This is a genomic window from Enterococcus wangshanyuanii, assembly GCF_002197645.1.
Taxonomy (GTDB): Bacteria; Bacillota; Bacilli; order Lactobacillales; family Enterococcaceae; genus Enterococcus_L; species Enterococcus_L wangshanyuanii.
Genome location: NZ_CP021874.1, coordinates 2,613,915 through 2,640,244, shown reverse-complemented (window position 1 = coordinate 2,640,244; position 26,330 = coordinate 2,613,915). Strand labels below are relative to the sequence as shown.

At 33.6% G+C, this 26,330-nt stretch carries 35 protein-coding genes; 4 read left to right on the top strand and 31 right to left on the bottom strand.

The annotated features are described in order from the left end of the window. From CC204_RS13050 to CC204_RS12925, 26 genes are all read right to left on the bottom strand, one after another. Window positions 1-963: a conjugal transfer protein gene (locus CC204_RS13050; RefSeq protein WP_088270569.1), complete on the bottom strand. Its 963-nt coding sequence runs from the start codon at window positions 961-963 to the stop codon at window positions 1-3. 33 nt (window positions 964-996) lie between these two features. Beyond that, the gene (locus tag CC204_RS13045; protein WP_088270568.1) at window positions 997-1,527 is read right to left on the bottom strand and encodes a hypothetical protein; all 531 of its coding nucleotides are present in this window, start codon (window positions 1,525-1,527) and stop codon (window positions 997-999) included. Between the two features lie 58 nt (window positions 1,528-1,585). Continuing rightward, window positions 1,586-2,077 (bottom strand): hypothetical protein, encoded by a 492-nt coding sequence (locus tag CC204_RS13040; RefSeq protein WP_088270567.1) that lies wholly within the window; start codon window positions 2,075-2,077, stop codon window positions 1,586-1,588. An 18-nt stretch (window positions 2,078-2,095) separates the two neighbouring features. Then, the gene (locus tag CC204_RS13035; RefSeq protein ID WP_088270566.1) at window positions 2,096-3,208 is read right to left on the bottom strand and encodes a hypothetical protein; all 1,113 of its coding nucleotides are present in this window, start codon (window positions 3,206-3,208) and stop codon (window positions 2,096-2,098) included. 4 nt (window positions 3,209-3,212) lie between these two features. Beyond that, window positions 3,213-3,719 (bottom strand): hypothetical protein, encoded by a 507-nt coding sequence (locus CC204_RS13030; protein ID WP_088270565.1) that lies wholly within the window; start codon window positions 3,717-3,719, stop codon window positions 3,213-3,215. Next, window positions 3,720-4,940, bottom strand: a complete 1,221-nt coding sequence (locus CC204_RS13025) for a replication initiation factor domain-containing protein (RefSeq protein ID WP_162288354.1) — start codon at window positions 4,938-4,940, stop codon at window positions 3,720-3,722. Window positions 4,941-5,243: 303 nt separating this feature from the next. Beyond that, complete coding sequence (locus CC204_RS21190; protein ID WP_157894286.1) at window positions 5,244-5,420, bottom strand: hypothetical protein; 177 nt, start codon at window positions 5,418-5,420, stop codon at window positions 5,244-5,246. Between the two features lie 18 nt (window positions 5,421-5,438). After that, window positions 5,439-5,747, bottom strand: coding sequence for a MerR family transcriptional regulator (locus tag CC204_RS13020; protein ID WP_088270563.1), 309 nt, complete (start codon window positions 5,745-5,747; stop codon window positions 5,439-5,441). Then, window positions 5,748-7,325, bottom strand: coding sequence for a cell division protein FtsK (locus CC204_RS13015; protein WP_227011153.1), 1,578 nt, complete (start codon window positions 7,323-7,325; stop codon window positions 5,748-5,750). 6 nt (window positions 7,326-7,331) lie between these two features. Further along, window positions 7,332-8,015, bottom strand: a complete 684-nt coding sequence (locus CC204_RS13010; RefSeq protein WP_088270562.1) for a DUF3850 domain-containing protein — start codon at window positions 8,013-8,015, stop codon at window positions 7,332-7,334. Continuing rightward, window positions 8,009-8,629 (bottom strand): hypothetical protein, encoded by a 621-nt coding sequence (locus CC204_RS13005; RefSeq protein ID WP_088270561.1) that lies wholly within the window; start codon window positions 8,627-8,629, stop codon window positions 8,009-8,011. The genes CC204_RS13010 and CC204_RS13005 overlap by 7 nt, the downstream gene beginning before the upstream one ends. 9 nt (window positions 8,630-8,638) lie before the next feature. After that, on the bottom strand, window positions 8,639-9,130 hold the full coding sequence (locus CC204_RS13000) for a SemiSWEET family sugar transporter (protein WP_088270560.1): 492 nt from the start codon (window positions 9,128-9,130) through the stop codon (window positions 8,639-8,641). Beyond that, the gene (locus CC204_RS12995; protein WP_088270559.1) at window positions 9,127-9,540 is read right to left on the bottom strand and encodes a hypothetical protein; all 414 of its coding nucleotides are present in this window, start codon (window positions 9,538-9,540) and stop codon (window positions 9,127-9,129) included. The genes CC204_RS13000 and CC204_RS12995 overlap by 4 nt, the downstream gene beginning before the upstream one ends. A 12-nt stretch (window positions 9,541-9,552) precedes the next feature. Beyond that, window positions 9,553-9,768, bottom strand: a complete 216-nt coding sequence (locus CC204_RS12990) for a hypothetical protein (RefSeq protein ID WP_088270558.1) — start codon at window positions 9,766-9,768, stop codon at window positions 9,553-9,555. Window positions 9,769-9,824: 56 nt separating this feature from the next. Next, the gene (locus tag CC204_RS12985) at window positions 9,825-10,172 is read right to left on the bottom strand and encodes a hypothetical protein (protein WP_088270557.1); all 348 of its coding nucleotides are present in this window, start codon (window positions 10,170-10,172) and stop codon (window positions 9,825-9,827) included. 61 nt (window positions 10,173-10,233) lie between these two features. After that, on the bottom strand, window positions 10,234-10,632 hold the full coding sequence (locus CC204_RS12980; protein ID WP_088270556.1) for a DUF961 family protein: 399 nt from the start codon (window positions 10,630-10,632) through the stop codon (window positions 10,234-10,236). 1 nt (window position 10,633) lies between these two features. Then, on the bottom strand, window positions 10,634-10,984 hold the full coding sequence (locus CC204_RS12975; RefSeq protein WP_088270555.1) for a hypothetical protein: 351 nt from the start codon (window positions 10,982-10,984) through the stop codon (window positions 10,634-10,636). 59 nt (window positions 10,985-11,043) lie between these two features. Beyond that, window positions 11,044-11,538, bottom strand: a complete 495-nt coding sequence (locus CC204_RS12970) for an antirestriction protein ArdA (RefSeq protein ID WP_088270554.1) — start codon at window positions 11,536-11,538, stop codon at window positions 11,044-11,046. Continuing rightward, window positions 11,539-11,868 (bottom strand): hypothetical protein, encoded by a 330-nt coding sequence (locus tag CC204_RS12965; RefSeq protein ID WP_088270553.1) that lies wholly within the window; start codon window positions 11,866-11,868, stop codon window positions 11,539-11,541. It lies immediately after the preceding gene. Beyond that, window positions 11,865-12,167, bottom strand: a complete 303-nt coding sequence (locus tag CC204_RS12960; protein WP_088270552.1) for a hypothetical protein — start codon at window positions 12,165-12,167, stop codon at window positions 11,865-11,867. Before CC204_RS12960 ends, CC204_RS12965 begins: the two co-directional genes overlap by 4 nt. Window positions 12,168-12,261: 94 nt before the next feature. Then, window positions 12,262-14,703 (bottom strand): MSCRAMM family protein, encoded by a 2,442-nt coding sequence (locus CC204_RS12955; protein WP_088270551.1) that lies wholly within the window; start codon window positions 14,701-14,703, stop codon window positions 12,262-12,264. A gap of 139 nt (window positions 14,704-14,842) precedes the next feature. Further along, complete coding sequence (locus tag CC204_RS12950) at window positions 14,843-15,850, bottom strand: hypothetical protein (RefSeq protein ID WP_088270550.1); 1,008 nt, start codon at window positions 15,848-15,850, stop codon at window positions 14,843-14,845. Window positions 15,851-16,039: 189 nt separating this feature from the next. Next, entirely contained in the window at window positions 16,040-16,309 is a 270-nt protein-coding gene (locus CC204_RS12945; RefSeq protein ID WP_088270549.1) for a hypothetical protein, read from the bottom strand. Between the two features lie 20 nt (window positions 16,310-16,329). Next, window positions 16,330-16,590 (bottom strand): hypothetical protein, encoded by a 261-nt coding sequence (locus CC204_RS12940; RefSeq protein WP_088270548.1) that lies wholly within the window; start codon window positions 16,588-16,590, stop codon window positions 16,330-16,332. 10 nt (window positions 16,591-16,600) lie between these two features. Then, the gene (locus CC204_RS21400; protein ID WP_088270547.1) at window positions 16,601-16,777 is read right to left on the bottom strand and encodes a DUF6906 family protein; all 177 of its coding nucleotides are present in this window, start codon (window positions 16,775-16,777) and stop codon (window positions 16,601-16,603) included. A 1,276-nt stretch (window positions 16,778-18,053) separates the two neighbouring features. Further along, on the bottom strand, window positions 18,054-18,266 hold the full coding sequence (locus CC204_RS12925; protein WP_088270545.1) for a helix-turn-helix transcriptional regulator: 213 nt from the start codon (window positions 18,264-18,266) through the stop codon (window positions 18,054-18,056). Window positions 18,267-18,445: 179 nt separating this feature from the next. On the opposite strand from CC204_RS12925, the gene CC204_RS12920 reads away from it, so the two are divergent. Then, on the top strand, window positions 18,446-18,751 hold the full coding sequence (locus CC204_RS12920; protein WP_088270544.1) for a helix-turn-helix domain-containing protein: 306 nt from the start codon (window positions 18,446-18,448) through the stop codon (window positions 18,749-18,751). 33 nt (window positions 18,752-18,784) lie between these two features. Here CC204_RS12920 and CC204_RS12915 read toward each other — a convergent pair whose 3' ends face one another. Next, the gene (locus tag CC204_RS12915) at window positions 18,785-18,970 is read right to left on the bottom strand and encodes a hypothetical protein (RefSeq protein ID WP_088270543.1); all 186 of its coding nucleotides are present in this window, start codon (window positions 18,968-18,970) and stop codon (window positions 18,785-18,787) included. A 596-nt stretch (window positions 18,971-19,566) separates the two neighbouring features. On the opposite strand from CC204_RS12915, the gene CC204_RS12910 reads away from it, so the two are divergent. Continuing rightward, window positions 19,567-20,478, top strand: a complete 912-nt coding sequence (locus CC204_RS12910; protein WP_088270542.1) for a helix-turn-helix domain-containing protein — start codon at window positions 19,567-19,569, stop codon at window positions 20,476-20,478. 69 nt (window positions 20,479-20,547) lie between these two features. Here CC204_RS12910 and CC204_RS12905 read toward each other — a convergent pair whose 3' ends face one another. The 3 genes from CC204_RS12905 to CC204_RS12895 form a co-directional block, all read right to left on the bottom strand. Beyond that, the gene (locus CC204_RS12905; protein ID WP_088271721.1) at window positions 20,548-21,612 is read right to left on the bottom strand and encodes a hypothetical protein; all 1,065 of its coding nucleotides are present in this window, start codon (window positions 21,610-21,612) and stop codon (window positions 20,548-20,550) included. A gap of 307 nt (window positions 21,613-21,919) precedes the next feature. Beyond that, window positions 21,920-22,600, bottom strand: coding sequence for a metal ABC transporter ATP-binding protein (locus tag CC204_RS12900; protein WP_088270541.1), 681 nt, complete (start codon window positions 22,598-22,600; stop codon window positions 21,920-21,922). Window positions 22,601-22,712: 112 nt separating this feature from the next. Continuing rightward, entirely contained in the window at window positions 22,713-23,675 is a 963-nt protein-coding gene (locus tag CC204_RS12895) for a metal ABC transporter substrate-binding protein (protein ID WP_088270540.1), read from the bottom strand. 199 nt (window positions 23,676-23,874) lie between these two features. Between CC204_RS12895 and CC204_RS12890 the strand changes: the two genes are divergently transcribed. Continuing rightward, window positions 23,875-24,660 (top strand): ChbG/HpnK family deacetylase, encoded by a 786-nt coding sequence (locus tag CC204_RS12890; RefSeq protein ID WP_162288353.1) that lies wholly within the window; start codon window positions 23,875-23,877, stop codon window positions 24,658-24,660. 23 nt (window positions 24,661-24,683) lie between these two features. Then, a complete protein-coding gene (locus CC204_RS12885; RefSeq protein ID WP_088270538.1) occupies window positions 24,684-25,229 on the top strand; it encodes a DUF1697 domain-containing protein in 546 nt (181 codons plus the stop codon). A 120-nt stretch (window positions 25,230-25,349) separates the two neighbouring features. Here the strand turns inward: CC204_RS12885 and ispE are convergent, their stop codons facing one another. Further along, window positions 25,350-26,201, bottom strand: a complete 852-nt coding sequence (ispE, locus tag CC204_RS12880; RefSeq protein ID WP_088270537.1) for a 4-(cytidine 5'-diphospho)-2-C-methyl-D-erythritol kinase — start codon at window positions 26,199-26,201, stop codon at window positions 25,350-25,352. Window positions 26,202-26,330: the final 129 nt, after the last annotated feature.

Here is a 26,330-nt window from a genome sequence, read left to right as displayed (position 1 = left end):
TTACTCCCTACTTTCTGTAAAATAATGTTTAAATGTATAAATAAATTGAGAATTTTCCGTCTCACCAATCCATAGTGTGAAATTCTCTGTATGCGTTACTTTAGTTTCTTTGTTTTCAAAAATTGCTGAAACCTGAACCCCTTGAACTTTTTTATCCTTTGTATCAAAAAAGTTTAAAGAGCCTTTTTCTATCTCTTTAAACTTAGCTTTACCATCCGTTAAAACTGGTTCTTTCATCAACAATGCCAGTTCCGTTTTCTTTGCTTCTGCATATTTCCCAAAGAAAAGAGTTAAAAATGTTTCCATTTTTTTCCGTTCTTTTGCATCAACATCCAACGGCTTCTGTACCTCTTTTAAAGGTGTTGTTTTGCCTTTAGGCACCTCCAGAGCTAAAAAATAAGGACGTGATACAACTGCATACAATCCATCCTTTTCAATTACTGGTACAACCATTACAGTAGTAGTTTGAACTTTTTTCTTCTCCAATTGTTCCTCGTAGCTAACAGTCATATGAGCCAACAAACTATCAGAAGATTCTTCCACTTTTGTTAGTTCTATACTTTTTACTGTTCGTTTGTACTTCCCTTTGATCCCTTCATCTAATTGTCCTGAATCAAAAGAAACATAGGTGGACAATCGATCAAAACGTTTATTTGTATCCTTTTCTTCTGAATCATAAGTAATATACTCTTTAGCAAAGCTAGATACATAATGATAAAGACTAACTACATCTAACTCTTTTGTTTCTTTAGGCTTCCCTTGCTCCTCCAACTTTGCGACTTTATTGATAGTCTCTGACATACTAGAAGCCATCACATTGGAACGAATAACCGCTACTCCTGAAAAAATAAGTAATGCAATAAAACCAACCGAAACAAATGTGGTTGATTTTTTTCTCGATATCTTTTTTACTTTGGGAGTTTTTTCAGCTTTTTCTTTCTTCTTAATCTTTTTCCAATTCATACTATTTTTACACCTCCTTCATTTTGAGTATCACTAGCTAAAAGACCCTTCAATATAAACATCACAATCATCTGGGCTATTGTATGGACGGGCTACCAAGTATGTTTTTATATTCTTCCGTTTCTCTCTCAACTCTCTTGTAAAATATGGATTGTCTTCAACCACAGCAGTCACTCCATAAGCATCAATAAAATGCAACTTATCATATTCATTTGTACATACTAATCGATCATATTTAACGTTATGCTTATTTAGCCATTCTTCCGTTTGAATCGAACCCCAGCTATACCGTTTAGTCAAAATAATTACATGATCAAAACAACTAACTAGCTTCATTATTTTATTTACAGCAACTTCATCAACTTCCACATCACGATAAAACTTTGCGGCATTTTCTAACCATTTCAATTTTTCTAACTCTTTGTTTATTCCTAAAACTTTGGTAACATCATAATCAGTCAATTCTTTTGAGCTAACCTCTCTGCCTAGCCACTCACTATAAATTTCACATTCAAGTTCATTTCCTGTTAAAGTTCCATCAACATCTATTGCTAAAATTTTCATTTACACTCTCCTTTCTAGAACAAAAAGAAGATAGTATATTACTATCTCCTTTCATAAATTAGATAATATCTTGAACGATACCTTCACAAGCTCCAGCAATCAATGTTTCAAAAATATCACTTCTAATGACTCCATCATCATCCGCCCATTTTTTAGCAGAAGCAACTGTTGAAGCATAATTTTCAGAATCATAATAAAGCTTTTCTACTTGATCTGATTTCAATTCCGTCTTTCCTAGCACATACTCAAAAACTTCTTTTTTGACTTGATCCAAATATTCTGTAACAGTCATAGTTGGAATATTATTCAATCGTTTCAAAATTTCATCTGAAATGTATTCTCCAAAGGTATCTTCAAATTCATATAGTTGTTCCATATCGCATGTTTCCGCATCACCTGCATTTAGCCTAGCTCTTAAAGTTTGAAGAGATTCACTCATTAGAAACAGATTTTTAAACCTTTCTTCCAAGTCTTTCCCTTTGTATTTTGAAGAAACTTCTTTAAACACGTATCGTTCGATTTGTACTAAAACCTCTTCTTTTGCATACATTTCATCACTCCCATTTCTTTATTCTTCTAATTTAAAAATAATATTGGTATAAACATACCCTCTATCATGATCTGATTCTAATTTTCGATCATGATAATTTTTGATCCAATAAAGAGATTTTACAGCCGTAAAATTCGGCGCTTTGACTATTAATTGCCCTTCATTCGGAACTTCAACTACTACATTTTTAAGTCCTTCTGCGCCTTCTCTTGCCTTATTAACTACTGATAACCACTCTTCTTTCAAAAACATCTCACCATTGCTATATAAAGGTTCAACAATTAGTTTCAATGTTTCAATTTTGCCATCTACTTCTACATACTTATACCAGTAGTCAGAAAATATTTTCCTATACGTATCAGCAATTTTTTCATTCTTAGCATAAGCAATGATAGTGAATGGATTCTTCATTTCGATAAATCCATTACCATACTTCTTAAACTTATTAGCTAAATCTTTAATAATCTCTCTTTTTTCTGATCCAGTCATAGGTATTTTTGTATACTTCTCTGTTTTAAAAACAAGATTCAACAAAGAATATTTTCCTAACTGACGTTGAATATTTTGTTTTTCTTGATAACTAGTAGGAAATATTTCAACTGTTTCTAAATCTGAAAGCTGATATTCAATCCCCCAACTAGCTAACTTTTTACATACCTCTTCTTTTTGACGTAATCTTTCCCCACGTTCTGAATGATCTTCTAACTCTCCTTGTTCATCCATCGCTTGAATTGCGCCACTTTCAAAAATAAACTCAACTTTATCAACTTTTTCTGCATCTTTTCGTAACATCATTTCCATATCTTTGGACGTTGGAAAAATCACGAGCCGATATTTCAGAACTTTTTTGTTGATCCCAATAACGTCATGGGAAACCTCAGCTAAATTTAAAATAGAACAAAACTCATCTAAAGCTTTCTTGCTGTCTTCCAGCTCCTGTAAATAAATATCATTTACCAAAATCTCTACATTTTGCTGTTTTCCTAAAATCCTTAACATATCAACATCATATTCACAACGTGGCATAACTTCTAATTTATCTTCTTCTAAAATTTTAGGATTCGCTTCTAGCTCAATAGCTTTTTCCAAAACTATATGAAGGCGATCTGTAAGTTCATTTATTTTTTCCATAACTTCACCCCATTTTTATATTTAATTTTTTCATGAATTGATAAGGAATTCTTTTTTCTGGATCACGACCACTGGATAAAAATATACCCTCATTCAGAATCTTACTTTCGAATTGAGCCGACATATTCCAACCTTGCTTACGTAATGTATTATAAAAATATCGGAATTGACCTTTCCTTTCTTGTATTTTTGGAATCAGAATATCCAGCGTTGCACAATATACATATCTGTAATACCAACCGTCAATTTCTTCCCTAGTAAATAAAAAATAGCTTCCATCTTGACCACATAATTGAATATTCCCTAAGACTTTTTCGCTATTTTTTTCTAACCATGATTCAATAAGTATCGTTCGAATTCCTATTTTATCGGCTTCTATACAGATTGTACTATCTCGGATACGGTTGGTATATTCAGCATGTAATGCATACCACAAAGTATCTACTTCTGAACCAGATACAGTAGTAGTATCACCTAAAAATAATTTGCCAACCGCCAATACATTACTCATTTAATTCAATCCTTTCTTCTCAATGAATTTTTCAAACTCAATTTGACGAATATCTTTATCCGTCAGTTCTGCTCGATCCATAAGTTCCCTCAACCAAAGAGCAAATCCTTGTTTACCTAAAGAAAGTTCAATAATCTTCAAACGTTTCGCCCATTGCAATTCAATGCAGCGCATTGATCTTTCCAAACTAGGTTCTTCTCTTTTTTTATTCAACTTCACCTTTTTCCATGAGCCGAATACTTCGTAAAATTCCTTATAAAAAACTAGTTCTATATTGCCTTGTTCGTCCACCTGTTCGTCATAAACCTCGAATTTTGATAGCAATAAATTGATTGCTATATCATCCAAAGGAACACCATTTATATAATCTGAAAAAACTTGCTCATTATAATCTTTTCCAAGTTCTAACTCGTAGCGATTCCAAATACCATATTCTTCTATCACTTCACCTACATTCATTCGCATTTTACTAGCTAGTTCATACCGCTTTTCATAAAAACGAACAAACATACCTTCACCACCACGAGCGCCATAATAAAGTGTTAATCCCCCATGATCCTCTCTAAATTTCTTTTCCTGCTCTCTATACACTTGAAAATCGGTATTAATCAATTCTTTATCCCTACGCTTTTTCAACTCATATAAATCAAAATTTCCATTGATTGGATCATACATTTCATCAATCGCTATATCTAAACGAGTTGAATGTAAACGAGAATAATATCCTCTAGAAGAATACCAAGAAGGATCTAAAACTCTTGCTAACCATTCACGAAAACTCAAACCAACACTTTCTAAGTATTGTTCTAGCTCGTAAACACCCATACCTGTTAAATCCATCAAAATACCTTGACGAGAATCAGACGTTCGATCAAATACAACGATATTTCCACAACTATATTTAGCTTCATAATTATGCTTACTTGATTCTTCCATCACAAAATACTTCATCGGAATACCAATAACTTTTTCTAAAATCGTTCGTATCGTACTATCAAAAAAAGTGAATTTTAAGTAGTCAAAATGAACATGTAATTCGTAAGAACTTTCTGAAACCAAACCCAAATTTTCTTTTATCTGTTTCACCTTATCTTCTGGTATCGGATATTTTTCTCTTTCGTAGTCCGACAGCATCGCTCTAGATATGCCGACCTTTGGAGAAAATGTTCTCAACGTATACCCTAATCTTTTTCGTATTTTTTTTAGCTCTTCACCAGTCAAACGCATGTCTCCTTAACAATCGGACAAGAAATCAATTTTTGTCCGACAAATTTTTATCAATGAAATCCTTTCATATCATAGCTTCAAAGGTTCCAGTATTTATTTATTCGTTTTTTCTGCACCCCGTATTACCAATCGGGGTGCTGGGAAATTAGAGGGCTACGCCCTCTAATTCACTTCGCGCATCTTGCAAGCAACATGCACGTGCATTTTTCCGTGGTGATTGCTTACGCAACCACAAAATGCACGCACATGTCACTTGCAGACACACTGGTGTTATTCCCCTACTACTAAGCCTTAAAACTACAATTCTTCTACCTCGATTATTTCAATATCTTCCTCAATTATTCTTACTCTACGGATTGCATCCTTTTTATTCACTGCTGGAACTTTCATCCCATAGCGTTCTCCACTTTTTAAATACTTAACTAAATATGGTCGTACTTCATATACTTCACCAACCACTCGATGCAAAGGCATGAATTATTTCCTCCTTTCTTACCCTCTTTTATCCACTGGATAACGTTGGTTGTAGTCTTCGGGCAATAAAAAAAGACGGTCAATCATTTCTGATAAATTCGCCCCCTGCCTTCTATTGTCAGCCAGTTTCTCCAGTAATTTCACCTCGTCTTCATCCAGCATTAGTTGCGGAACTGGATTTCCATATAAATATCGAGGATTCGACATATTAATTTTCCTTGTAAATCTAAATTCTGTTCTTTCTTCAATTTTATTAATCCAACTTCTAATAGTTCTTTCTTTTACTGATAATTGTTCACAAACTTCTGGAATAGTGAAATAATCCATCTAGTCCACTTCCTTTTGTTGCTGTTTTACTAAGTCCGAATAAGAAACACCTTCCATGAGTGCTTCTGCTTTTTCATTTTTCTCTCTTATCATCTGCGCTCTATGCTCACTTCTAGTCAATTCAATTTGCTCTTTTTCTTCATTTTCAAACTGATCACTATAGATATCTTCGAGCATTTCTTTGTCTTCCTCGGTGACTTCTACTGCATCAACATCTGTAAAAGGCATTGCAGGAAAATTTTTAAAAAACTCGACAAAATCAAAGGTCTTGTCTACTAGTGGTGAATACAGCTCTTGTGGAACGCCTGCACCAACATCAATATAACCACGTCCAACAACTCCATACTTATTAATGAACGCTTTATTTTTATTATCATCACCAAAGGTCATAATATACCCCTGTTCTGATAGACGACCTAATGATACTTTACACATTAAATTGTCTCGAATAGCCGAACGGATAACATCTGTACCAGCTTTTTGAGTAGCCAAAATGAAGAACACCCCAGCTTGTCTAGCTTTCAATACTAAAGGCGAGATACTTTCATAAAGTTTCTCTTCTGTAAGAGCATCATCTCTACCATATTTATCAAGTACAGAAACAAATGCTGCCCATTCATCTACAATAAAGAATTCTGGTTTCATCCCATAATAACGATAATTTTTACCGATTGTATAATTGGGTTGCTTCTTCATGTGTAAGAATCGTTTATCCATCAATTCCACTGCTTCTTGCATTTGTTTAAAGATATCTTTTTTATCGGAAGCAACCAATCCTTTAAACGCATCAAAGTTTCCTAAATCGGCTAAATCAGCATTTTTAGGATCGGCAATATGCACCCGTCCTTCTTTACCTAAAGCAGAGATCAAAGAATAGATAAAGTACGTTTTTCCTCCACCAGTACCACCAGTGATTAACATATGTGGCAGAGCATCATATTCCCAAACAACACCTTTCATCAATTCTACTTTTCCATCTTTAGCACTCAAATCTTCAAATTTGATTCGTTTACTTTGAACATCGATCAAGTAGCAAAAAGTAACAAAGCCTTGTTCTCTTTTTACTGCTGTCAAGTCTGCTAAATACATATCTTCTAACGGTCGCCCAATTTGAAGAAATTTATCTTGAAATTTGTTTCCAATTTTAAATGTAAATTCATCTGTATCACCATTTGCTCGATAATAAACTTTTGGAAACTTCCTAGTTTCTTTTTGTCCTTTTTCTGTTTTTTTAGTCTTCTTTATCACATATTCATTTTCGTCTAGATATTCTGCTAACAACTGTTTTTTGTATTGTTTTGAAAAAAATCCCCCTCGTAATTGTGATGATCGAATAATAAAAAATGAAAAAGACATACTAAACATAATCCCTATAATTGTAATAATTACTGGCACAATAAACGGTTGTATTGTATATTCTCCATTCATTTTTTCTACCATCGGGTAAGTGATAAAGAAATGATAGACACCTAAGAGTACAAAAAAAGGACTACAAATCCCAAGTCCATACTTAAATAATAAATTTCTATGAAACATACGAATGCGTTTACCACGATAAACAACTAGTTTATTTATCAATTACCATCACCTCTTTCTTTTATAACTGAAAACAACATGATTATCTATCTGACCATATGGTGTTACATAAATAATTTCACCTAAAACTTGTCTTCCCGTATAATTTTCTCCATCAAATTCCTTCAAAATAACTAAGTCCCCTTTTTGGAATCCCCTATCATTTTTTCTTATTTCAAATGGTTTTTCCCCTGCTAAAGTCGCTTCAAAAAATTCAGGTAAAGTTTTCAACTTGTGTATTGTTTTATTTCTTTCTATAATTTCATTAACCTCACCCAACATTTTTACTAGCTCATTCTTAAAGTGTAGTATAGGAAGGTTCAACTCATTTATTTCAAAACTAATTTCATCTAATTTACTTAGACCATCCACTAAAACACACTGGATATCTATCATATCTAACTCATCATCTTGCATCATATTCGGGAAATTATGAAACAAATCACACAGATTCAACATTTTCAAAAATATTTTTCTTACAACTTTATCTTCTAATCTAAACGAAGAATACGATCTAAACGTTACAAAATAATTATACATAACATTCGAAACAATCTTCCTTAACTCAACATTATCCATGTCTTTCTCCTTATGCCTTTTTCTAGTTCGATTTAACACATTTTTCCAAAATTCTGGTATTCCTGAATTTTCAAAAATACCCCCTTCATCAAAAAGAACTTTCTCTTTTACCATTGAACAAACCTCGATCGAATAATTGTTCTTTCATTATCAATTGGCTCTCCATAAAATCCAGCCATAGACTGAAATCGTTCATCTTCAAAACAGAATTTTTCTTTAATCAAATATGAATTGCCAGTATATTCTTTATCAAAAATGACTGAATTTACGGGTAGCGACTGCCTTACACCTCTATTTTCACTTATATAAACATAAAAATAAACGTAATTTCCATCTACCAACACATCACGTCTAAACATATCCGTATTTAAATATAAATATCCTTTTGGATCAGCAACAACAGCTTCTGGATAATTAACGACTGGAAAAAGTAGTCTCCTATCTACTTCACGCCATTCTTTCTTTGCTTGATAAACATATTCTCTGGTTAATCGATTAATCCCCCCGTAAATATTAAAATAAGTTCCTACAATCGACAACACACCACCAAATAAAACAACTTCATAAAATATATTTAGAATTGTTAACGAAAGCAAACATGCACCAGCATAAACCATAACGTTTTCTAACACTTCCCTAAAAATGACTACTCCTCTATTTTTTTCATATTCCTCAAACGTATACTCTTTTTTAACGAATTTTAACTTTGATCGAAATTTCTTAAACACTAGATCACCTCACACACAATATTTTTCAATCCACAGTTCTTTATTCCAGAACATCTGATCCAATTCATTCATTTCCTCATATGATTCCCAATTCAACATACCTGCCGAAACTTGTTGCCCAAAATCAGTTGTATAAATTGCTTTCAAACAAAGCTCTTTATTTTCTGGATCAAGCCTTCTAAAATCTGCAAATGTAAACCATGTCTCTTTTTCTACATCTACAGTAATTTTTTTATTCTTACCTGATTTCTTCTTTAAAAAAATACTTAAACTTGCTAAAGGTAATATAATAATCGTTCCAAGTGGTAACCACACATTTTTTATCATCACACCATATATGCACCACAATATAGTATTAATTGCTACTAGTATTTGAGTACCAATACTTACGCCTTCTAATGCCTGCGGATCATTTCTATTCTTCCACGTTGTCTTTGCTTGTGGAATCCATAGTATAAGACTGGTCAAATTTGCTAGCGCTCCTATAATATCTGTTATCATATTTTTCCTTCCTTCTCAAATTCTTTTATTTTTGTTTCTAGATATTCCAGTTCATCTTTGTAATTCCTTATCATCCATTCCAAACTTTCAATTCTTCTCAACAAACTAGTTGAACTTCTTTCACTAGCATATACAACAAACGTTATATAAAAATAGATTATCATCATCATTATTCCAAAAAATATTATCCCCTCACTAGACGGAAAAACTAAAAGGAACACCCCTCCACCCAATAACGGAAGAAAAAAAATAGGATATCTACATATCCAAATAATTAGCCCTTTAAAAAAATTTGCATCTGAAAGTTTTTCATAAAATGATAATTCCTTTTTTAAATTCTTCAACTGACTTTCACGCCTACCTAACTCCCCCTCCAAAATATCCAACTTTAAACGCTCTTTTACTTTCACATTAATTTCCTCCTAACGTTCAATTTCTTTTTCTGCTTTGTCCAAACAATCAACAAACCTAACATTTTTAGGTAAGTAGTCCTTAATAGAATCAAACTCTCCTTTCGAGTCAACGATGATCATTTCAATCCCTTTCAATCGCTCTCTTATTACATGCTCTTTTGCTTTACAAGATAGTTCGTCTCTCAACTGCAACGGCGGTATACCTACAAATATTTCTTGTTCCACATCCTACTCTCCCTTCCTACCGTATTTATGAACAACCACAAATAAAATATCCCTCCTTATACAAAAATCTTCCGCTTACTAATCTCTCTAGCAAACGGAAGAATCTGTTTATTATTTGTTTTTAAATACCCTCGTTCTAGCACAAACGCCATGTAAGAACCTACTTTCTTTACCATAGCATTTTCATTAAAACCTTCAAAATAGCACTTAATTATCCTTGTCTCTCCTTTACTTTTATTGTAGGTATATTTGATAAAATCATACGTGGTTCGATTATTTCTTATCGTAGGCTCAATAACCAAATAATAATAACGTGTCTCCAGCATGTAGATTTCTACTCCATCATTTTCTAAAGCTAAGAAGCCCATTTTCACCATTATTTGCGATAATTCCTGTTCATTCATAGCAATTCACCTACTTAATAAGCGACTAGCCTTTGACAACTAATCGCCTGATTTTTAATAATTATTTTTTAGTTTCTGTACCGCCTGTTTGTTGCGTTGGTTTAGTAACACCTTTCTTTTTAACATCGATTGCTTCAATAGTTACAACCATATTCGGCATTGAGCCATTATTCATGTTTCGTTCAAACACTTTAGGTTCAACTAATTCAATTTCATCGTCCATTTCAAATTTTGACAAATCAATCAATGGATTTTCTTCTAAGTCAATTTTTACCCGAAACTCTGCTCCTTGATTTTCTGAAAGCACCTCAAAACGTACTGCTTTTACTTCTCCACGTTCACCGTCTTCTCCGCGACTTTCTTGATCTGCAATTTGTTCTAAAAACGTTAATTTACCGAACGTTTTTTCAAAATCGATTAATGGTGTAATATCATTTCCTTCTACTTTAATTGATGACATATTATTTTTCCCCCTTGATTTTCAGTCCATCGCCAACGACACTTCGTTCAACGAATCCTACATAATTTGTTTCTTGTCTACCACTTGCATTGGTTGATTGTGACGAGTTTACACGCCCAACAGAATGAAGACGTGGATTTTCTAACACTACCTCCTGATTAGGCTTTACAGCCACACCAGCACGAGCAGGCACGATATATTCAAACGCCCCGAATTCTTTATTTCGTAGCGAATAGATTTTTACTGCCATTGATTTTCCATCAATCATCATTGATCTTTGTTCTACCCGTCCATTTGTTTTCGTACCAACAAGCTTTTCAGCTTTCATAATAATTTTCTTTAATGTTGCCATTCTTACACTCTCCTATTTAATTTATTTACTTTTTACTATTTTCAAAAAAATTTCACATACTACCCAACATATTCAATAATTTCTCCGCCAACTCCTTCAAAATAGCTCCCTTCGATCTCCATATCTCTACCTAATTTGTGGTAATCAATGTAGAAATCTACCCTATCACCCAAAGCTGATTCAACACCACCACAGCTCTCAACATACTCTATTGCAACTTCTTCCATTTCAGTTTCCCCAGTAAATACAAAATTATCACCTTCACTATCAAGTATTTCCTCAATATCTTCATACTCAGTCAAACGAATTAGATTTTCACGAACGATCTTTGGTAAATCCCCTATTCTTTCAGCTAAATCATTTAAAGAATCCAAATCTGTATCAAAGAGTTTAAAAGGCGCTTCATAATCAACTACCACAAACTCTTCAATAGTTTCATCACCCACAATTTTACGAACAGTTGCTTCAATACCACTTACAGAAGTTGGTAAAGTAAACCAAGAACCTACATTAGGTTTCGAATAAGGTGCTACAAATACTTTTATTTCATCCATTTATATTTCCTCCTTCATATCAATCATTGCATGAATTCTTCCATCCGCCACATACTCAAACTCTTCATAAATCTTTATAAATTCTGATTTTATTATTTTTACAGGCATTCCTTCTTTTGAATAATCAGATACAAACATCACATGAACTCGATTATATCCTGCTGATAACTCGTCTCCAATTTCAGTTTTCAAGTCATGAATATCAGATTCAAATTCAGTTTCACTAATCCCCTTCCTTTTTAATTTATGATCAAGTTCCTCAAAAAGAACTCTTTCTAATTCACACCACCATCGTTCTACCTCATATTCAGTTTTACAAATCCCACTCATGAAGCTTCACTCCTTCTTTTAATATCAGTGATAAAATAATGTATTTCCTCTTCACAATGATTGAACGCTCGATCAAACCATTTCCTTAAATCTGTTTTACAAAAATTTTCAGTTGAATTTGCCAAATATTCTTTCAATCCATTACTTAAAAAGACATTGCAAGTATTTTTTAGGTCAATATATTCACCTTCCGTAAATCGAGATTCATATTGCTTTGTCTTAGAAAGAGCGACCTCTAATTCTTCATTTCTCCATAGCGCCCAATAATAAGTAATGGTACGACATGTTCGAACCATCATAATAACACCCCGTTTACACTAAATTTTGTTGTTAATAAAAGTCTGTCCCCTACTAAATTCATACAAAAAAAGAAGAAGCTGCATTCACTTCTTCTTAATTATTTTCTTTTGTTTGGTCTTCTGATAAATCAGTTTTCTTTTTACGTTTTAGGTACATAGCACCGCCTACACCTAAAAGTAATAGCAAGCCCAACACAGAAGCCCCACGCATCATTTCTTCACCAGTATACGGTAATGATCCTTTTGGCGTTTCTTTCGGAGTTTCTTGTTTTGGTGTTTCTTTTTTAGGTTCTGCTACTGGTGTAATATCTTGTGTTTTCTCCTTTCCGTCAAAATTGTGTTCAGCGATTTTTTCAAACTCATTATCGCCTTTCTTGATATAAACTACTTCTTTGAAATAGTAGCGAGTGCCTTTCGGGTCTTTTTGATAATCATATTCTGACATTACACGTTCAGTGATTTCTTTATCTGACATGTTCACATCTAATTTTCCTGATGACCAAACGTCTTTTTCAGTTTCTTTTTGTTCTTTATCAGTATAGATAGCAACTTGAATTGTTTCATAAACTAATTGTGTTCCTTCTGGAAAATTCTTTTGTGTAATCGTCACATCATCATAGAACTTAACATCTTCACCCCACGTAAATGTTTGAGTTTTACCGTCTCCAGTATGCGCTTGTGTTGAAATACCAACACTAGGTTCCTCATTTACAGTCGCTTTGTCTTTAAGTGTATAAGTGCCTAGATCAACGTTTTCACCTTTTGAAAGCTCTTCTTGTGTAAATGTTTCTTCATTTAGAAGATTACCGCTTTTTTGATCGGTAACTGTAAAAGTAAATGATTTAGTATCTTTATCATAAACATGTTTAATCTCAATCGGATCAACTGGATCATATCCTTCAACACCTTTTGTTTCTGTAATAACATAATCATCTAACGGTAAATCTGAAAATTTCAAGTAACCTTTTTTGCCATCAACGGTTGCTGTAGTTTGAACAATTTCTTCACCTGTACGTTGATTTTTTGCAGTAAATTCTACGCCATTCTTAAATATTTCATTCGTCGCATTTTGGATCAATTTTTGCCAATCAATATTCATACGAATAACATCGTCATTACTTTTACTGTCTTTTACAACTACTGGTGTATCTTGATCTTTATACGTTAATTCAACAACATGTTTTTCTGGATCAAGAGTATAACCGACTGGAGCAACTGTCTCTTTCCAGTAGTAATTTCCTAACGGTTGTCCTTCAACTGTAGCCGTTTGGTTTTTGTCTAGGGTAGATTCTTTCAGCAACGTGCCATCCTCTTTAAACCAGCCATATTTTGCCCCAGTCATAGGATAGTTAGGATTTAACGGTTTATCAGTTTCAGTCGTTTTATCAACTTTTGTTAGTGTTGATTTACCTGTTGCACGTTCATTTCTAAACTCAACTGGTGTTACTTGACCAGCTTTAACCGTTACTTTCTTAGTATTGTTTTTCGCTTTTACATATGGAGCAGGCACGAATGTTTCTGTAATTTCAACTTCTGTTCCATCATAAACATCTTTTAAAAGTCCTTCTCCTTTAGCATCGGTTTTCACTTTTTGAGTTTTACCGTCTGAAAGATTTTTCAGGTCAAATTCTGTATTCGGTACTGGTTCTCCTGTTCCTTCATCAAGTTTCGTTACTTTGATATCTCCTGTTTTGATCACTTGTAAGTTAACTGAAAAAACGTTAGGGTCATCAATAGCGCCAGCCATAACTTGTTGTGATCCTGCTAAAGAATAAGCAACTGGAGTCCCAACATCAAGAGATTTCCCAATTACTAAAGTTCCATTTTCATTAGAATTTTTATTGGGTGTGATAGTCAATTTATTCCCTTTAATAGACCAATCAACATTAGCTGGATTACTATTCTTCATTAGTGTGTCAAATCGTTCCAAACCAACATTATCAATATCTGTCAACGTAATTGATTCTCCTTCTTTAACAGTCACTTTTTGACCATCAAAACTAGGTTTTTTCTCGTAATCTGCGATAATTTGATTGATTTTTGCCTTTACTGGAGCAATATCCATTACAACTCCATCTGGTCGGCGTAAATAATTGATAGTCATTCCACGCTGATGCTCCCAAAGCATAAGTTGAGCTACTTGTTGTGTGTCTTCATCATTTCCAGCATATTTCCATAATACCGTTAAAAATTTTGATCGCTGATCGTTAGCAAACGCAGGCAATGGATTTGACGTATATCCAGGTGTTACATTATTGACGATTGGCACTGCTGGTTCAATACAGAAAATTGGTTGTCGTTTCCCCTCATATACTGCATACAATGGTGGAATACGTTCATCAAATGCACTGCCATCTGCATGAGTTCCTTTCGCAACATACATTTTATTATTGTCATACTCTACTGTTACTTCCTTTGGGAAAATAACTCCAACATTTGCGACTACTGGTAAAACAGATGATGATACCACCTGCCCCAGCACAACTAAACTAGCAAATAAATATTTTGCTTTCTTCTTAAAATTGATTTTCTTCATAATTTCCTCCTATTTTTTTGTTTGAAATTGTTCCTCATTACTGGTGGTTCTCTACTCCTACTATCTATAAATCTCACCCCCTAAAAATTTGCATAAAAAAAGACAACCTCTGATTTAGAAGTTGTCTCAAAATATTATATTAATACGGACGAATATATCCATCTGAACTATCATAACCGCTAAAACCATTATCAAAAATCCAGCCACCTAATTCTGCACTTCCAATTGGAAATGGTGGAGTTATCCAGCCTGCTGGTGGTCCTACTGGTTGCGTTGGTTCTGGTGTTGGCTCTGGAGCTGGAGGAGCAGGTGTTTGTGTTCCTCCTGTATTTCCGTTATTCGCTGGTGCTGTTGGCGCTACGTTTTGATTTGTTCCAGCACCGTTATCTGTTGCTGGAGTTTGCGGTTCGTAGTAGCCTGTTTCTTGCCCTGCTTGTGGCGTTTGCTGTTGCGCTTGATCTATTTGTTGTCCTGTTGCATCTACTACTTGTTGTTCTGTTACATCATTCGTTTTTACTACCGTTTCAGAAACTTCTTTTACTTCTGCTTCTTTTGAAGCTTTTTCAGTTTCTTTCTTCTTGTCTTCTTTTTCTTTATTTTTCTTGTCAATGTCAGATTTCACTTTTGCTAATTTATCTGATAACTCTTTTTTAGCTTTAGCATTTTTAATCTTGTCTACTTCTTTTTTTGCTGTATCATATTTTTTCTGATCTGTATTCAAGACTTTTTCTTTGTAAACCTGTTCCACCGCTTTTTCGGCTGTATCAATTTGTTTCAACTGATTTTCAGCATTTTCAATCATATTATTTATATTGATTTGCCACGCATCTTTAGATTTTACAACGAAATATTTTTCTTTTACTTTCTCTACAGAATCACTCTTTAAATCATTTTTGATTGCAATTTTTTCATCATCTTCATTATCAATAATTGCTTTTTCAAACAAATCATTTACTGCCTTTTCAGCATCATTTTTTAATTGATCTCTTTTGGCTAACTGCTCTTTCTTAATCTTTGCAATCCGCTCTTGTTCTTGTGCCTTTTGATTATCAGCGTATACTTTACCACCAGCTACAGAAGCTACTAAGACTACTGCAATAACCCCACTTAAAACTTTTTTATTTTTAAACAAATCTTTTACATTCATTTCTTATTCCTCCTTACACATAGTTTAACAAATGTTTGTTCTTGTTTCCATTTTATTAGAAACTTATTAACTGATCAGATATATCTTCTTGATATTCTTGTAATTCAATCCAACCAAAAGTACAGAGTAGATCATCTATATAATTATCCCAATCACTTAAACAATCATGATCTTCTAATTCGCACACACTCAAAACCTCTTCTCTGTCAAAATCTTCTTTGTATCAGTTATCAATTGAACCTCTTCCTCAGCTAATTCCTTCACCTCAAACTTATCTTTATAAACATTTTCATAGCTTCTGATACCATTCTCAGCTCTCTTTCTAGACTTGTATAATTTAATCCTTCCCACTGTCTCATCGTCTAACTTAGCTGTTGATACAAAAACATTACCTTGATAAACATATTGACCTGTTACAAAACCTCTTAAATTATCATCATTACAATAAATTGCAAACATCATTTTAGCCTCCATTCTACCTATCTAACTTCTTTTTTACCCCATTCTACACACGCATCAACTAACCAGCCATGAGCCGTATGATTTATAGTTTCATTCACGACTTTTCCATGTTCTTTTTCGTCTGCAATAACTTCCAGTCTATTTCGCCCATCTATCGTACCTTTTTTTAGTTCATCGATTTCTTCACTAAATTTTTCATACGCTTTTAATTTTGAAGAAAATAACTGGTACTCACCTACACTATCGTGTTCAACGCAAACAAACCAAACATACTTCATATTCGACCTCCTAATTATTAATCAATTCAAGTTTTCTGGTTTTACCAGATACTCTATGAATAAGAAGAACATCATTTCCTGACAATTGTCTTACTAACCATTTTTCTGGATTGAGAAATTGATTCCCAATTTTCTGTTGCCCAATTAATTCTTTCTGTTTTCTTGTTGGTCTTTTCCCTTGTTTCATTAATATCTTCCTTTCAATACAAATTTATATTTTTACTTTTATCGATCTATTAAGCTTGTCTTTATGTTAAAATAAGAAGACAAACAAAGAGAGGAGACGATACCATGAGAAAATTTAAATACATAAATGAGATTTTCTTTATTACATTATTTGTAATCTTAGCGAACATCATTTATGGATCAACTATTAATGTTCTTTTCTTAATGTTTGCTGGTTGTATACTTTTCCTAGTCGCAATCAACAAACTGGTTGAGAAAATTTTCAATATTAAGATTGAACGTTTTTGATTAAAGCACCTAGTCGTTAGGTGTTTTTTGTCTCCCCTCTTTGTTTATCTTCTTTGAACATAAAAAAGGACACCCCTAAAAGAATGTCCTTCAAAATATGTTCATATATCAAAATCTTTTAGTCTTTTGAAAAAATAATTTTTCTTCCTTTTTTTGACTAATGATTTTGTTTTTATTAATTTAAGATTCTTTTTTTTCGTGGCAGTTGAATATAGGTCAAGCAGTTTTCAGCCAATTTTTAGGTGTTTATTAAAGCCTTACCCTTTCAAATACCCTTATTTAAAACTTAAAAAGAAATTGGCTAGGATATTTTATATTCGTTTCAAGAATCATTTTCAACGGCTACTGTTACGAATTGGGAAATTGTTACAATAATTAGAAGCCCAACTCCAGATCACGGCACATTAGATAGACCTGCCACTACAGTGTACAACTCTCCTCCTCTGACTTTACGTAGAACTACTTCTTTTATAGAAGCACAACTACCTTTGCAATCAGCAATATCATCACGACATAGCTATTGATCCAAAGTGATTTTATTCAACCAAACACTGATCTACCCTAAGCGAATCTTATTCGGTGTTTCCATTGTTCTACTCTTTACTAGCAGTCAAACCAGAAACCTAGTCCTTAGCAATAGACAAGAAATTTTGATCTCTAAAAATCAATAAAGTTCTCGGCTGCATTTACGCATACTTGTTGCCACTTTGCAGAAAATTCATAGGCTTTCCTGCATCACCTCAAAAAGACTAACAACCTTGAATAAAAATTTCATCCTTGTATTATTTCGTTGTATCACTTAAAATAAATGTGTCTAGTACTTATTTAAAGTGTTTGCGAAACAGAAATTCATTTTCTTCTCGTGAACGCTTTTTTGTTTGTTCAATTTTATTAAGGTAATTTACCTTATGAGAATACCCATTTACTTATACCGTAGCGGATCAAAGCCTCAACACTATCAAAATAAACAGATACTCTAATAAAAAAAATTACAATTCTTCTTGTTCATCATCTTTAAATAAATATTCGATTTTATACTCAGGAAAGTACGTTTTACTAATTAACAACACCTCATCTAATTTGAATGATGATTTACCATTTATTTTTTCAGATACAGTTTGATATTTCACTCCAATTAATTCTGCAATATCCACAAGACGAATCCTCTTAGATTTTCTAGCTTTTTCAAAGTTATTTAACATACCAACCTCCACAGTTACGGTTTTCCGTATTTTTGTGATAAAAAAAATCAATCAACTAACTTATAAGTCCATTATATACGGACTTCCGTATTTTGTCAATACGGATTTACGTATTTTTTTAACTTTTATTTACTTACGGATTTCCGCATGATATACTTCAACTACAGGAGGCTTAATCTATGAACAGAGAAGATTTTTTAAAACTTTTAATTGAAAGTAAATATGGGAATGTTAAGGTTTTTTCAGAAGCAATTAAAATCCCTTATACCACTGTTAGAACTATTTTAGAAAAAGGAGTTGGGAATGCAAGAATCGATAATGTTCTAAAAATTTGTAAAGGGTTAGATATATCTCCAGAACAACTTAGTGTTGACTTTGATTTTGATACCACCTTTTCCGAAATAATCAAGAAGACATCATCTTTAAGCAAAGAGGATCAAACAAAACTATTACAGTATATTAATAATAATTTTTATATAGAGTAACTGATATAATTAGTATCAGTTACTCTATTCATTTTACTCAAACAAATACTCTATGGTATATTCTGGGAAGAAAAAATTTCTAATTTTAATTACTTCATCAAATGTAAAACATCTTTTGATAGCTTCATTGGAACACTCACTTTTATATCCGAGAAATGCAAATATCTCATCTTCTTTAATGCCTTTCTTTTCCATCATCTTCTCAAGATTTACATACATAATATTCCCTCATTTTTTACCCTAAAAATTCAATGATACTCTTATGTACACAAAGGGATATTGAAAAATCCTTTTTTGACTAGCAAAACACCACAACAATTTGTTAAATAATGATGAAACATTTACATTTCAATGATATACTTAAAGTGTTGTAGCGTTCGCTACATTATAAGAGTAACACACTAAAGGGCTAGACTTTAGTGTCTGTCTTTAACGTTTGACATAGGCTACCAACCTATGAAAGTTAGAGACAGCTCTTTTTTTTGCACGCTTTTTACTGATGACATTTTATTCTAAAGATTTGAATCTTGTTATTAAGGTCCTACCGTTATTACATAAACAGATATCATACTTGAAACTGCAATAAACAAGCCGATCATTTTACTACCTCCTTAAAATATTATATAGATAATATTCGTTTGCAAACTTATATTTATCTGTAAGAAAAGATTACCAAACATTATAGCATTTTTGAACCTTTTTCATTAAAATTTGATTATATGACATAAAGTAATTACTTATTTGCAGAATTACAAAATAAAATAAGATTACATGTGTTTTATTTGTTATAATGACAAATGAAAGGAGTTGAGACCATGAACATAGGCGATTCGTTACGTTTTATCCGTACTAAGAAAAATATAAAGCAAAAAGAAATGATTCCTGATCACCACGATTCTTCTACTTACTCCAGAATCGAAAACAATCAACGCATAATCAAAATAGATGATTTAGAAGCCATACTACTTAAACTCAATATACAAGCAGACGAATTCTTCACTTACACCAGTTTAGATAGAGAATACGAAAAATTTGCCTCTCTTTATTTTTATTGTGCTAATCATCCTAATAATCAATCTACAAAAAAACAGCTTTTAGATATTTATTTCAAACTCAAAAAAAAATCACACAAAAACATTAAAGAAATGTCAAACTACTATTCAATCAAAACCTTTTTTCATAGAGTATGGAAAGAAGTAGACGGTATCTCAAAAGAAGATATTGAAATTATTTACAATGAGTTATCTAATGTAAAATATTTTTTTGGATTTGAATATAAACTATTATCAAACACTATAACTTTTTTCTCTACGGATCAAGCGAAACACTTAATTCAAAAAGCATACCCTATAGAAAACGAAAGACAAAGAGACTACACTACTAAAAAATTTGCGTATAACACTTTAATAAATCTTATCTCCATCACTCTACATCGTAAAGAATACAACTTAACCAGAAAATACATAAACATTGCTAAAGATTTAGATAAAACAAACTCAAACTACAGTTTCAGAATGAATTTAAAATATCTTGAAAACTTAACAAATTGGATAGAAACAGGTGAACCAAAATACATGCAACAAATCACCAATTTCATTACTATTTTAGAAGATATTGGCGATCTCGAACACGCTAAAAATGTTAAAGATGAGGTAAAAAATTTAACTCATCACAAGGACATCGATTCCAAAGCACCTTATTCCGTTGGACTACTCAAAGAAAGTTAAATTAATATTTCAAAGACAATAAAAATACCTACTGAGAACACTCGTGAAAACAGTAGGTATTTTTTTTAGTTATTTCACTTCACTATAACCATATCCTTCGTATAGTTTTAACACTGATTCAAGAGAATAGGTATCATCTTTAGTTGTTGAGATTTCTTTTATCTCAGCTACATTAGCTTGCTTATTCTCATCTAAAACTATATCAGAATAACCAATAATTGCCGTAAACTGTCTTAGCAACTTACTTTCCGTTCCAGCAGAAAATTCTTTAATTGTATATACCCCAATCAGATTACCATTATCCGAAGAACTACTACTAAACCAACCTGAATCTTCATTGGTATTATCTTTTGCAAATTGTCTGTAAAACAATTTATTTAATGTAATTTCGTATTTACTACCAAAGCTATATTCAGAATCCTTATATGATCTTTTTACTTCTTCATCAATCATTCGTTTAATATCTTCAAGATTTGAAATATCCGTTGCTTTTTCTGCTACATTTTTTAAACCTTTTACTTCAAATTCAGGCTTAAAATCATCACTTAAAATATACCCTTGATCACTCAAATTTGATTCCAAATCTTTTGTTTTCTCTATTTGAGCCATGTCGCCGTTCTTCAAATTACCATCATCTTTAATAGTAAACTCAACAAAATTTAATGGTTCTTCAAAAGTATTATCTATCGTAGCTTTTCCCTTGCCACTAGCTCCATTAAAGTTCACTACTAAATGCTTTTCAACCTCTTCAGTCGTTAATTTTTTAGGCTTTTCTAAACTATTGACTGTAAACTCTTTTTCTCCTCCCTTAATTTTCTTAGTTTTGTTCTCATCCACAGAAACAATAACTTTGATCTTATCATCATTAGAAAGATTATTTTCTTTACTCATTTTCACTTTATAAGAATCAGCAATTGCCATCATTTCTTTTTGTGTATCTTCATCTGGAAACCCTGATTCCTCATCATAATTCAACACATCTTTATATAACTTATTCATATCTACATTATATGAAGCCGTTCCTTTCGTATCCATACCTGAAAAGTCTACTGTTACATAATCACTTAAATCTTTTGCTGGGCTACAACCACTTAACACAAAAATTAACAAAATACTCATTAATAACTTTTTCATTTTACTATCCCCATTCATTTATTTATTCCTATGCCTATTTTCTCAAACTTATTGGTATAAATCAATATATTTTATCCTCATAGAACATTAATACAAACTCAAAGGTTATCAAAAAAATCTTTAAAATACAAATACCTTCAAATAGGTTTAAATTAATATTATTTGTAATTTACTTCTCTAAAATGAACTAAAAAAAGACCTACTGGGAACATTCGTGAGAACAGTAAGTCTTTTTTTAATTCATTTGTACAAAACAAGATTGATAGAAACGCTTATATTACAGTGTTTTTGCTTTAACTATTACTAATTATGAACTCATATGAAAGCATCTCCACTGTGAATCCTCCTTCCGAACTAAACGAATTTGTCGATCCGCATATGATTTTATATCCTCGTGATCATGAGTGATCATCAAAATCGCTTTGCCGTGATCGTGAGCGTTATGCCTTAACAAGCGATAAAACTCATTTCTAGACGTTTCATCCATTCCTGTTGTTGGTTCGTCTAAAATAAATAAATCCGGATCTGTCGCAAAAATACGGGCCAAACTGATTCGTTGTTTTTGTCCGCCGGAAAGTTCCCCGATCCGTTTATGACGCATCTCCCACATACCAACAGCTTTTAAGGCTTTTTCCACATGCTGATGATCACGTTTAGTCAATGGTTTGAACCAGCGATTGCGCGGAAAACGGCCTGAGCGGACCAGCTCGATCACCGTACTTGGAAAACCGGCGTTAAATGACGCGACTTGCTGTGGAATATAGCCAATACTCAGCTTTTCCCCTTGACTATTTTCTTTAGAAATCGTGATCGTCCCCCTCGTTGGTTTCAATAGTCCTAAACTACTCTTGATCAAGGTTGATTTCGCTGCACCATTTTCTCCAGTCAAAATCACAAATTCCCCTGGATCGACATGGTAAGATACACCTTCCAGCACTGGCTCATCATCATAATAAAATGTGAGATCTTTTACTTCTAGATAATGCATGATCTTGCTCCTTCTTTGAGGTTGGAGCAGAAGGATTTATCTCCTAATATAAGGAGAAACTGCTTCTGCTTCCACCGTTCGATTGTACTCAATAGACTAGATTGTGTCCTATCTATTTAATGCTCTTTTTCAAGGCTTCCAGATTAGCTTTCATAACAGAAATATAATCTTCCCCTTGTTCCTGTTCTTTTTTCGTGACACTTTCCAGCGGATTCAACACAGATAATTCTACACCTGTTTCTCTTGATAATGTTTCCGCTACTTTTGATGAAGCTGAGGATTCAAAATAGATGACAGCAACATCATGTTCTTCAATGTATTTTTTCAATTCAGCTAAACGACTTGGTGAAGGCTCTTGGTCTGGCGAAATTCCCGCAATCGACTCTTGGGTTAACCCATATTGTTTTGCCAAGTAACCAAATGCGGCATGTTGCGTTACAAAGGTTTTGTTTTTCGCATCAGCAAAAGCTGCCTGGTATTCTTTATCCAAATCCGTTAATTTTTCGATGTAAGCTGCAGCATTTTGTTCAAAGGTTGTTTTTTGCTCTGGGTATTTTTTGATCAACGCATCGCGAATCGCTTCAACTTGTTTTTGCGCCAATACAGGATCTAGCCATACGTGAGGATCTAATTCGTGGTCATGATCGTGTCCTTCATGATCTGATTCTTCTTCCTCATGCTCATGAGCCGCACCTTCCATTAAATCAATAGAGCCTGCTGCTTCAACAACAGCAACTTTTTTCTGGTCGACATTTTCCAAGACAGCTTCGACCCATGTTTCTAGTTCATGACTATTATAAATAAACGCATCTGCATCTGTTATTTTAGCAATATCCTTAGCACTTGGTTCATAATCATGCGGTTCTGTTCCTGCTGGGATCAATAATTGAACATCACCAGCATCTCCCACAACATTTTTCGCAAAATCATACATCGGATAAAAAGTGGTCACAACTTTTATTTTACCATCTTTTGCTGCTTTGTCTGTTTCTTTTGTTTGCCCGCAAGCCGTTAGTGTTGTTAATGCTGCGATTAAAAGAATTCCCGCCATATATAACCATCTATTTTTTCTCATTTCGTATCCCCATTTCGATTTATCTCGTTCAAATCGTAACATTTACGATTTGGTAGCAAGAACTAATTTAACAGAATGAAAGTGGTACGTCAAGAGAAAAAGTGAAAAAGATACTAACAAAAATAACTATCGATGTGTTTACTGGTATAATCAATGTATAAAGATGCCAATCATTGATCTTGGAAAGAAGGAAACTTATTTGGTAAAAGTTATTATCGATGCAGATGATTTTGGACTGTCTGAAGCAATCAATCACGGGATCATCAAGAGTTTTGTAGACGGAATCACAACATCGACTTTATTGATGCCTAATTTACCTACCGCAAAACACGCAGTAACACTTGCAAAAGAGCATCCTGGATTATTTGTCGGTCAGCATACCAACTTTCTTTTAGGTGAACCTTGTGCTGATCCAAAAGACATTCCTTCTTTAGTAGATGAACAGGGCTTTTTTCACCGTTCTTCCTATTATCGTCAACAACCATCCGTTCGATTTGTTTATGATGAGGTTCGAATCGAAACTATTGCACAATTAGAGCGTTTCAAAGAATTAACCGGGCATTATCCAAAACATTTTGATTGTCATTCGATCGGAGATGAAGCTGTCGATCAGGTTTTCTTTGATTTAGCTCGTGAATATCACATTCACACTACATTAAAGTACAGCGGAAAGAAAAAATGGCCCACCCAATCTGGTTACTTGAGCATCACAAAATTATTGGAATCCGGTGCACTTTCTTACATCAAAAATGGCGTAAGCGTGGAAAATTTTTTGAATGATGACTTTGGATTGCTTTCTTTAGCTGATGATGCGGTCGCCGAAATGCACTTTGATGTTGGCTACTTAGATCAGTTTGTTTTGGAGCATTCTTCCTACACTTTGATGAGATGTAAGGAGCTGGCGACGCTTTGTGACCCTCGTGTAAGGAGCTGGTTTGAAGAGCATGACATTAAGCGGATCCGTTTTGATGAACTAAAAATTTGAAATGAAAGGAGTGGCTATTTTATATGAAAAAATATATCGCATTGTTGAGAGGTATAAATGTCAGCGGAAAAAATAAGATCGCAATGTCCAAACTAAAAACAGCATGTGAAACACTTGGTTTTACTAATGTCACTACCTATATCAATAGCGGGAACATTTTATTTAACAGTACTATTTCAGTTAGAGAGGAATTAGTAGACTTGATACAGCGATCCATAAAGGAAAACTTTGGTTTAGAAGTACCCGTAATGGTCCTCACAGCGGAGGAACTTTCAACTGTTTTTGCTAATGCACCTGAATGGTGGGGGACAGCGGATAAAGAAGTGTACCATAATACCATTTTTATGATCGCTCCAACCACCGTAGAAGAAGTTGTAGAAGTGATCGGTGAAGCAAAATCTGAGATCGAGCAGATCCATTTATATGAAAATGTCATTTTTTGGACGGCAAACTTAAAAAGCTTCTCCAAAACAAGATGGTCAAAAATTGCAAGCTCCACGGTAAATAGTAAAGTGACTATTCGAAATGCCAATACAGTTAAAAAATTACTTGAACTAGCTAAAACTTGATCCTATCTACTTTAAATAAAAACAAAAGAAGTGACTGAGACATAACTCGTAAAGTTATGTCACAGCCACCTCAAGTTCGAATAAGAGGCAGAAGCAACCACTTCTGCCTAGCCTCTTCTCTTATTTCAATGTCCTCACCAGATAAACCTCATCACAAAAGCCTTTTAAGCCATTGTAAATCCGCTGAGCCCGCGTCTTCTTCTCGCACAGAGCAAAAACCGTCGGTCCACTGCCGCTCATCAAGGCGGCATCTGCACCATAATTGATCATTCGATCTTTGATTTGCTGAATGACTGGATGACGTTTGATCGTCACGCCTTCTAGAGCATTGCCGATTTTTTCTGTCATCAATTGATAGTCATCTGTTTCCACTGCCTGTCTGATTCCAGCAATATCAGGATGCTGAATACTGTTAAAAGACAAGCTGCCAAAAATCGAACTTGTCGAAACACTCATCCTTGGTTTAACTAAAACAACCCAGCATTGAGGCATCGAAGGTAAAAACTCGATTTTTTCTCCTCGTCCTGTAACAAAGGCCGTCCCGCCGTGAATACAATAAGGAACATCTGAACCGATCTGACTACCTAATTCAGCTAAATCCTCCAATGACAAATCAAGTCCCCATAAGCGATTTAAACCACGCAGTGCCGCAGCACAGTCACTACTACCGCCAGCTAAACCTGCAGCGACCGGGATTCTTTTTTCTATTGTGATTTTGACTCCTTGTGTGAGATTAAACGTCCGCTTCAATAGCTCTGCTGCTTGATAGACATGATTTCTTCGATCTACAGGTAAAAAAGAACTGTCTGTTTCGATCACAATCTCATTTTCTGGCAGTTCTTCAAATAGCAGCCGATCTGCCAAGTCCACACTAGCCATGATCATCTCTAATTCGTGATAACCATCTTTTCTTTTATAGAGAGCATCCAACCCCAAATTGATTTTTGCGGGTGCCTTTTCTATGATTTCCATTATTTTCACCTATCTAACTCTGTTCCTTCAACCAACTTCACAATCTTTTAAATTCTAACATATGTTGTTTGAGATGTATAGATTTGTAGAAAAGTATTCAGGTTTCATTAGAAAACAACTACTTTTCGA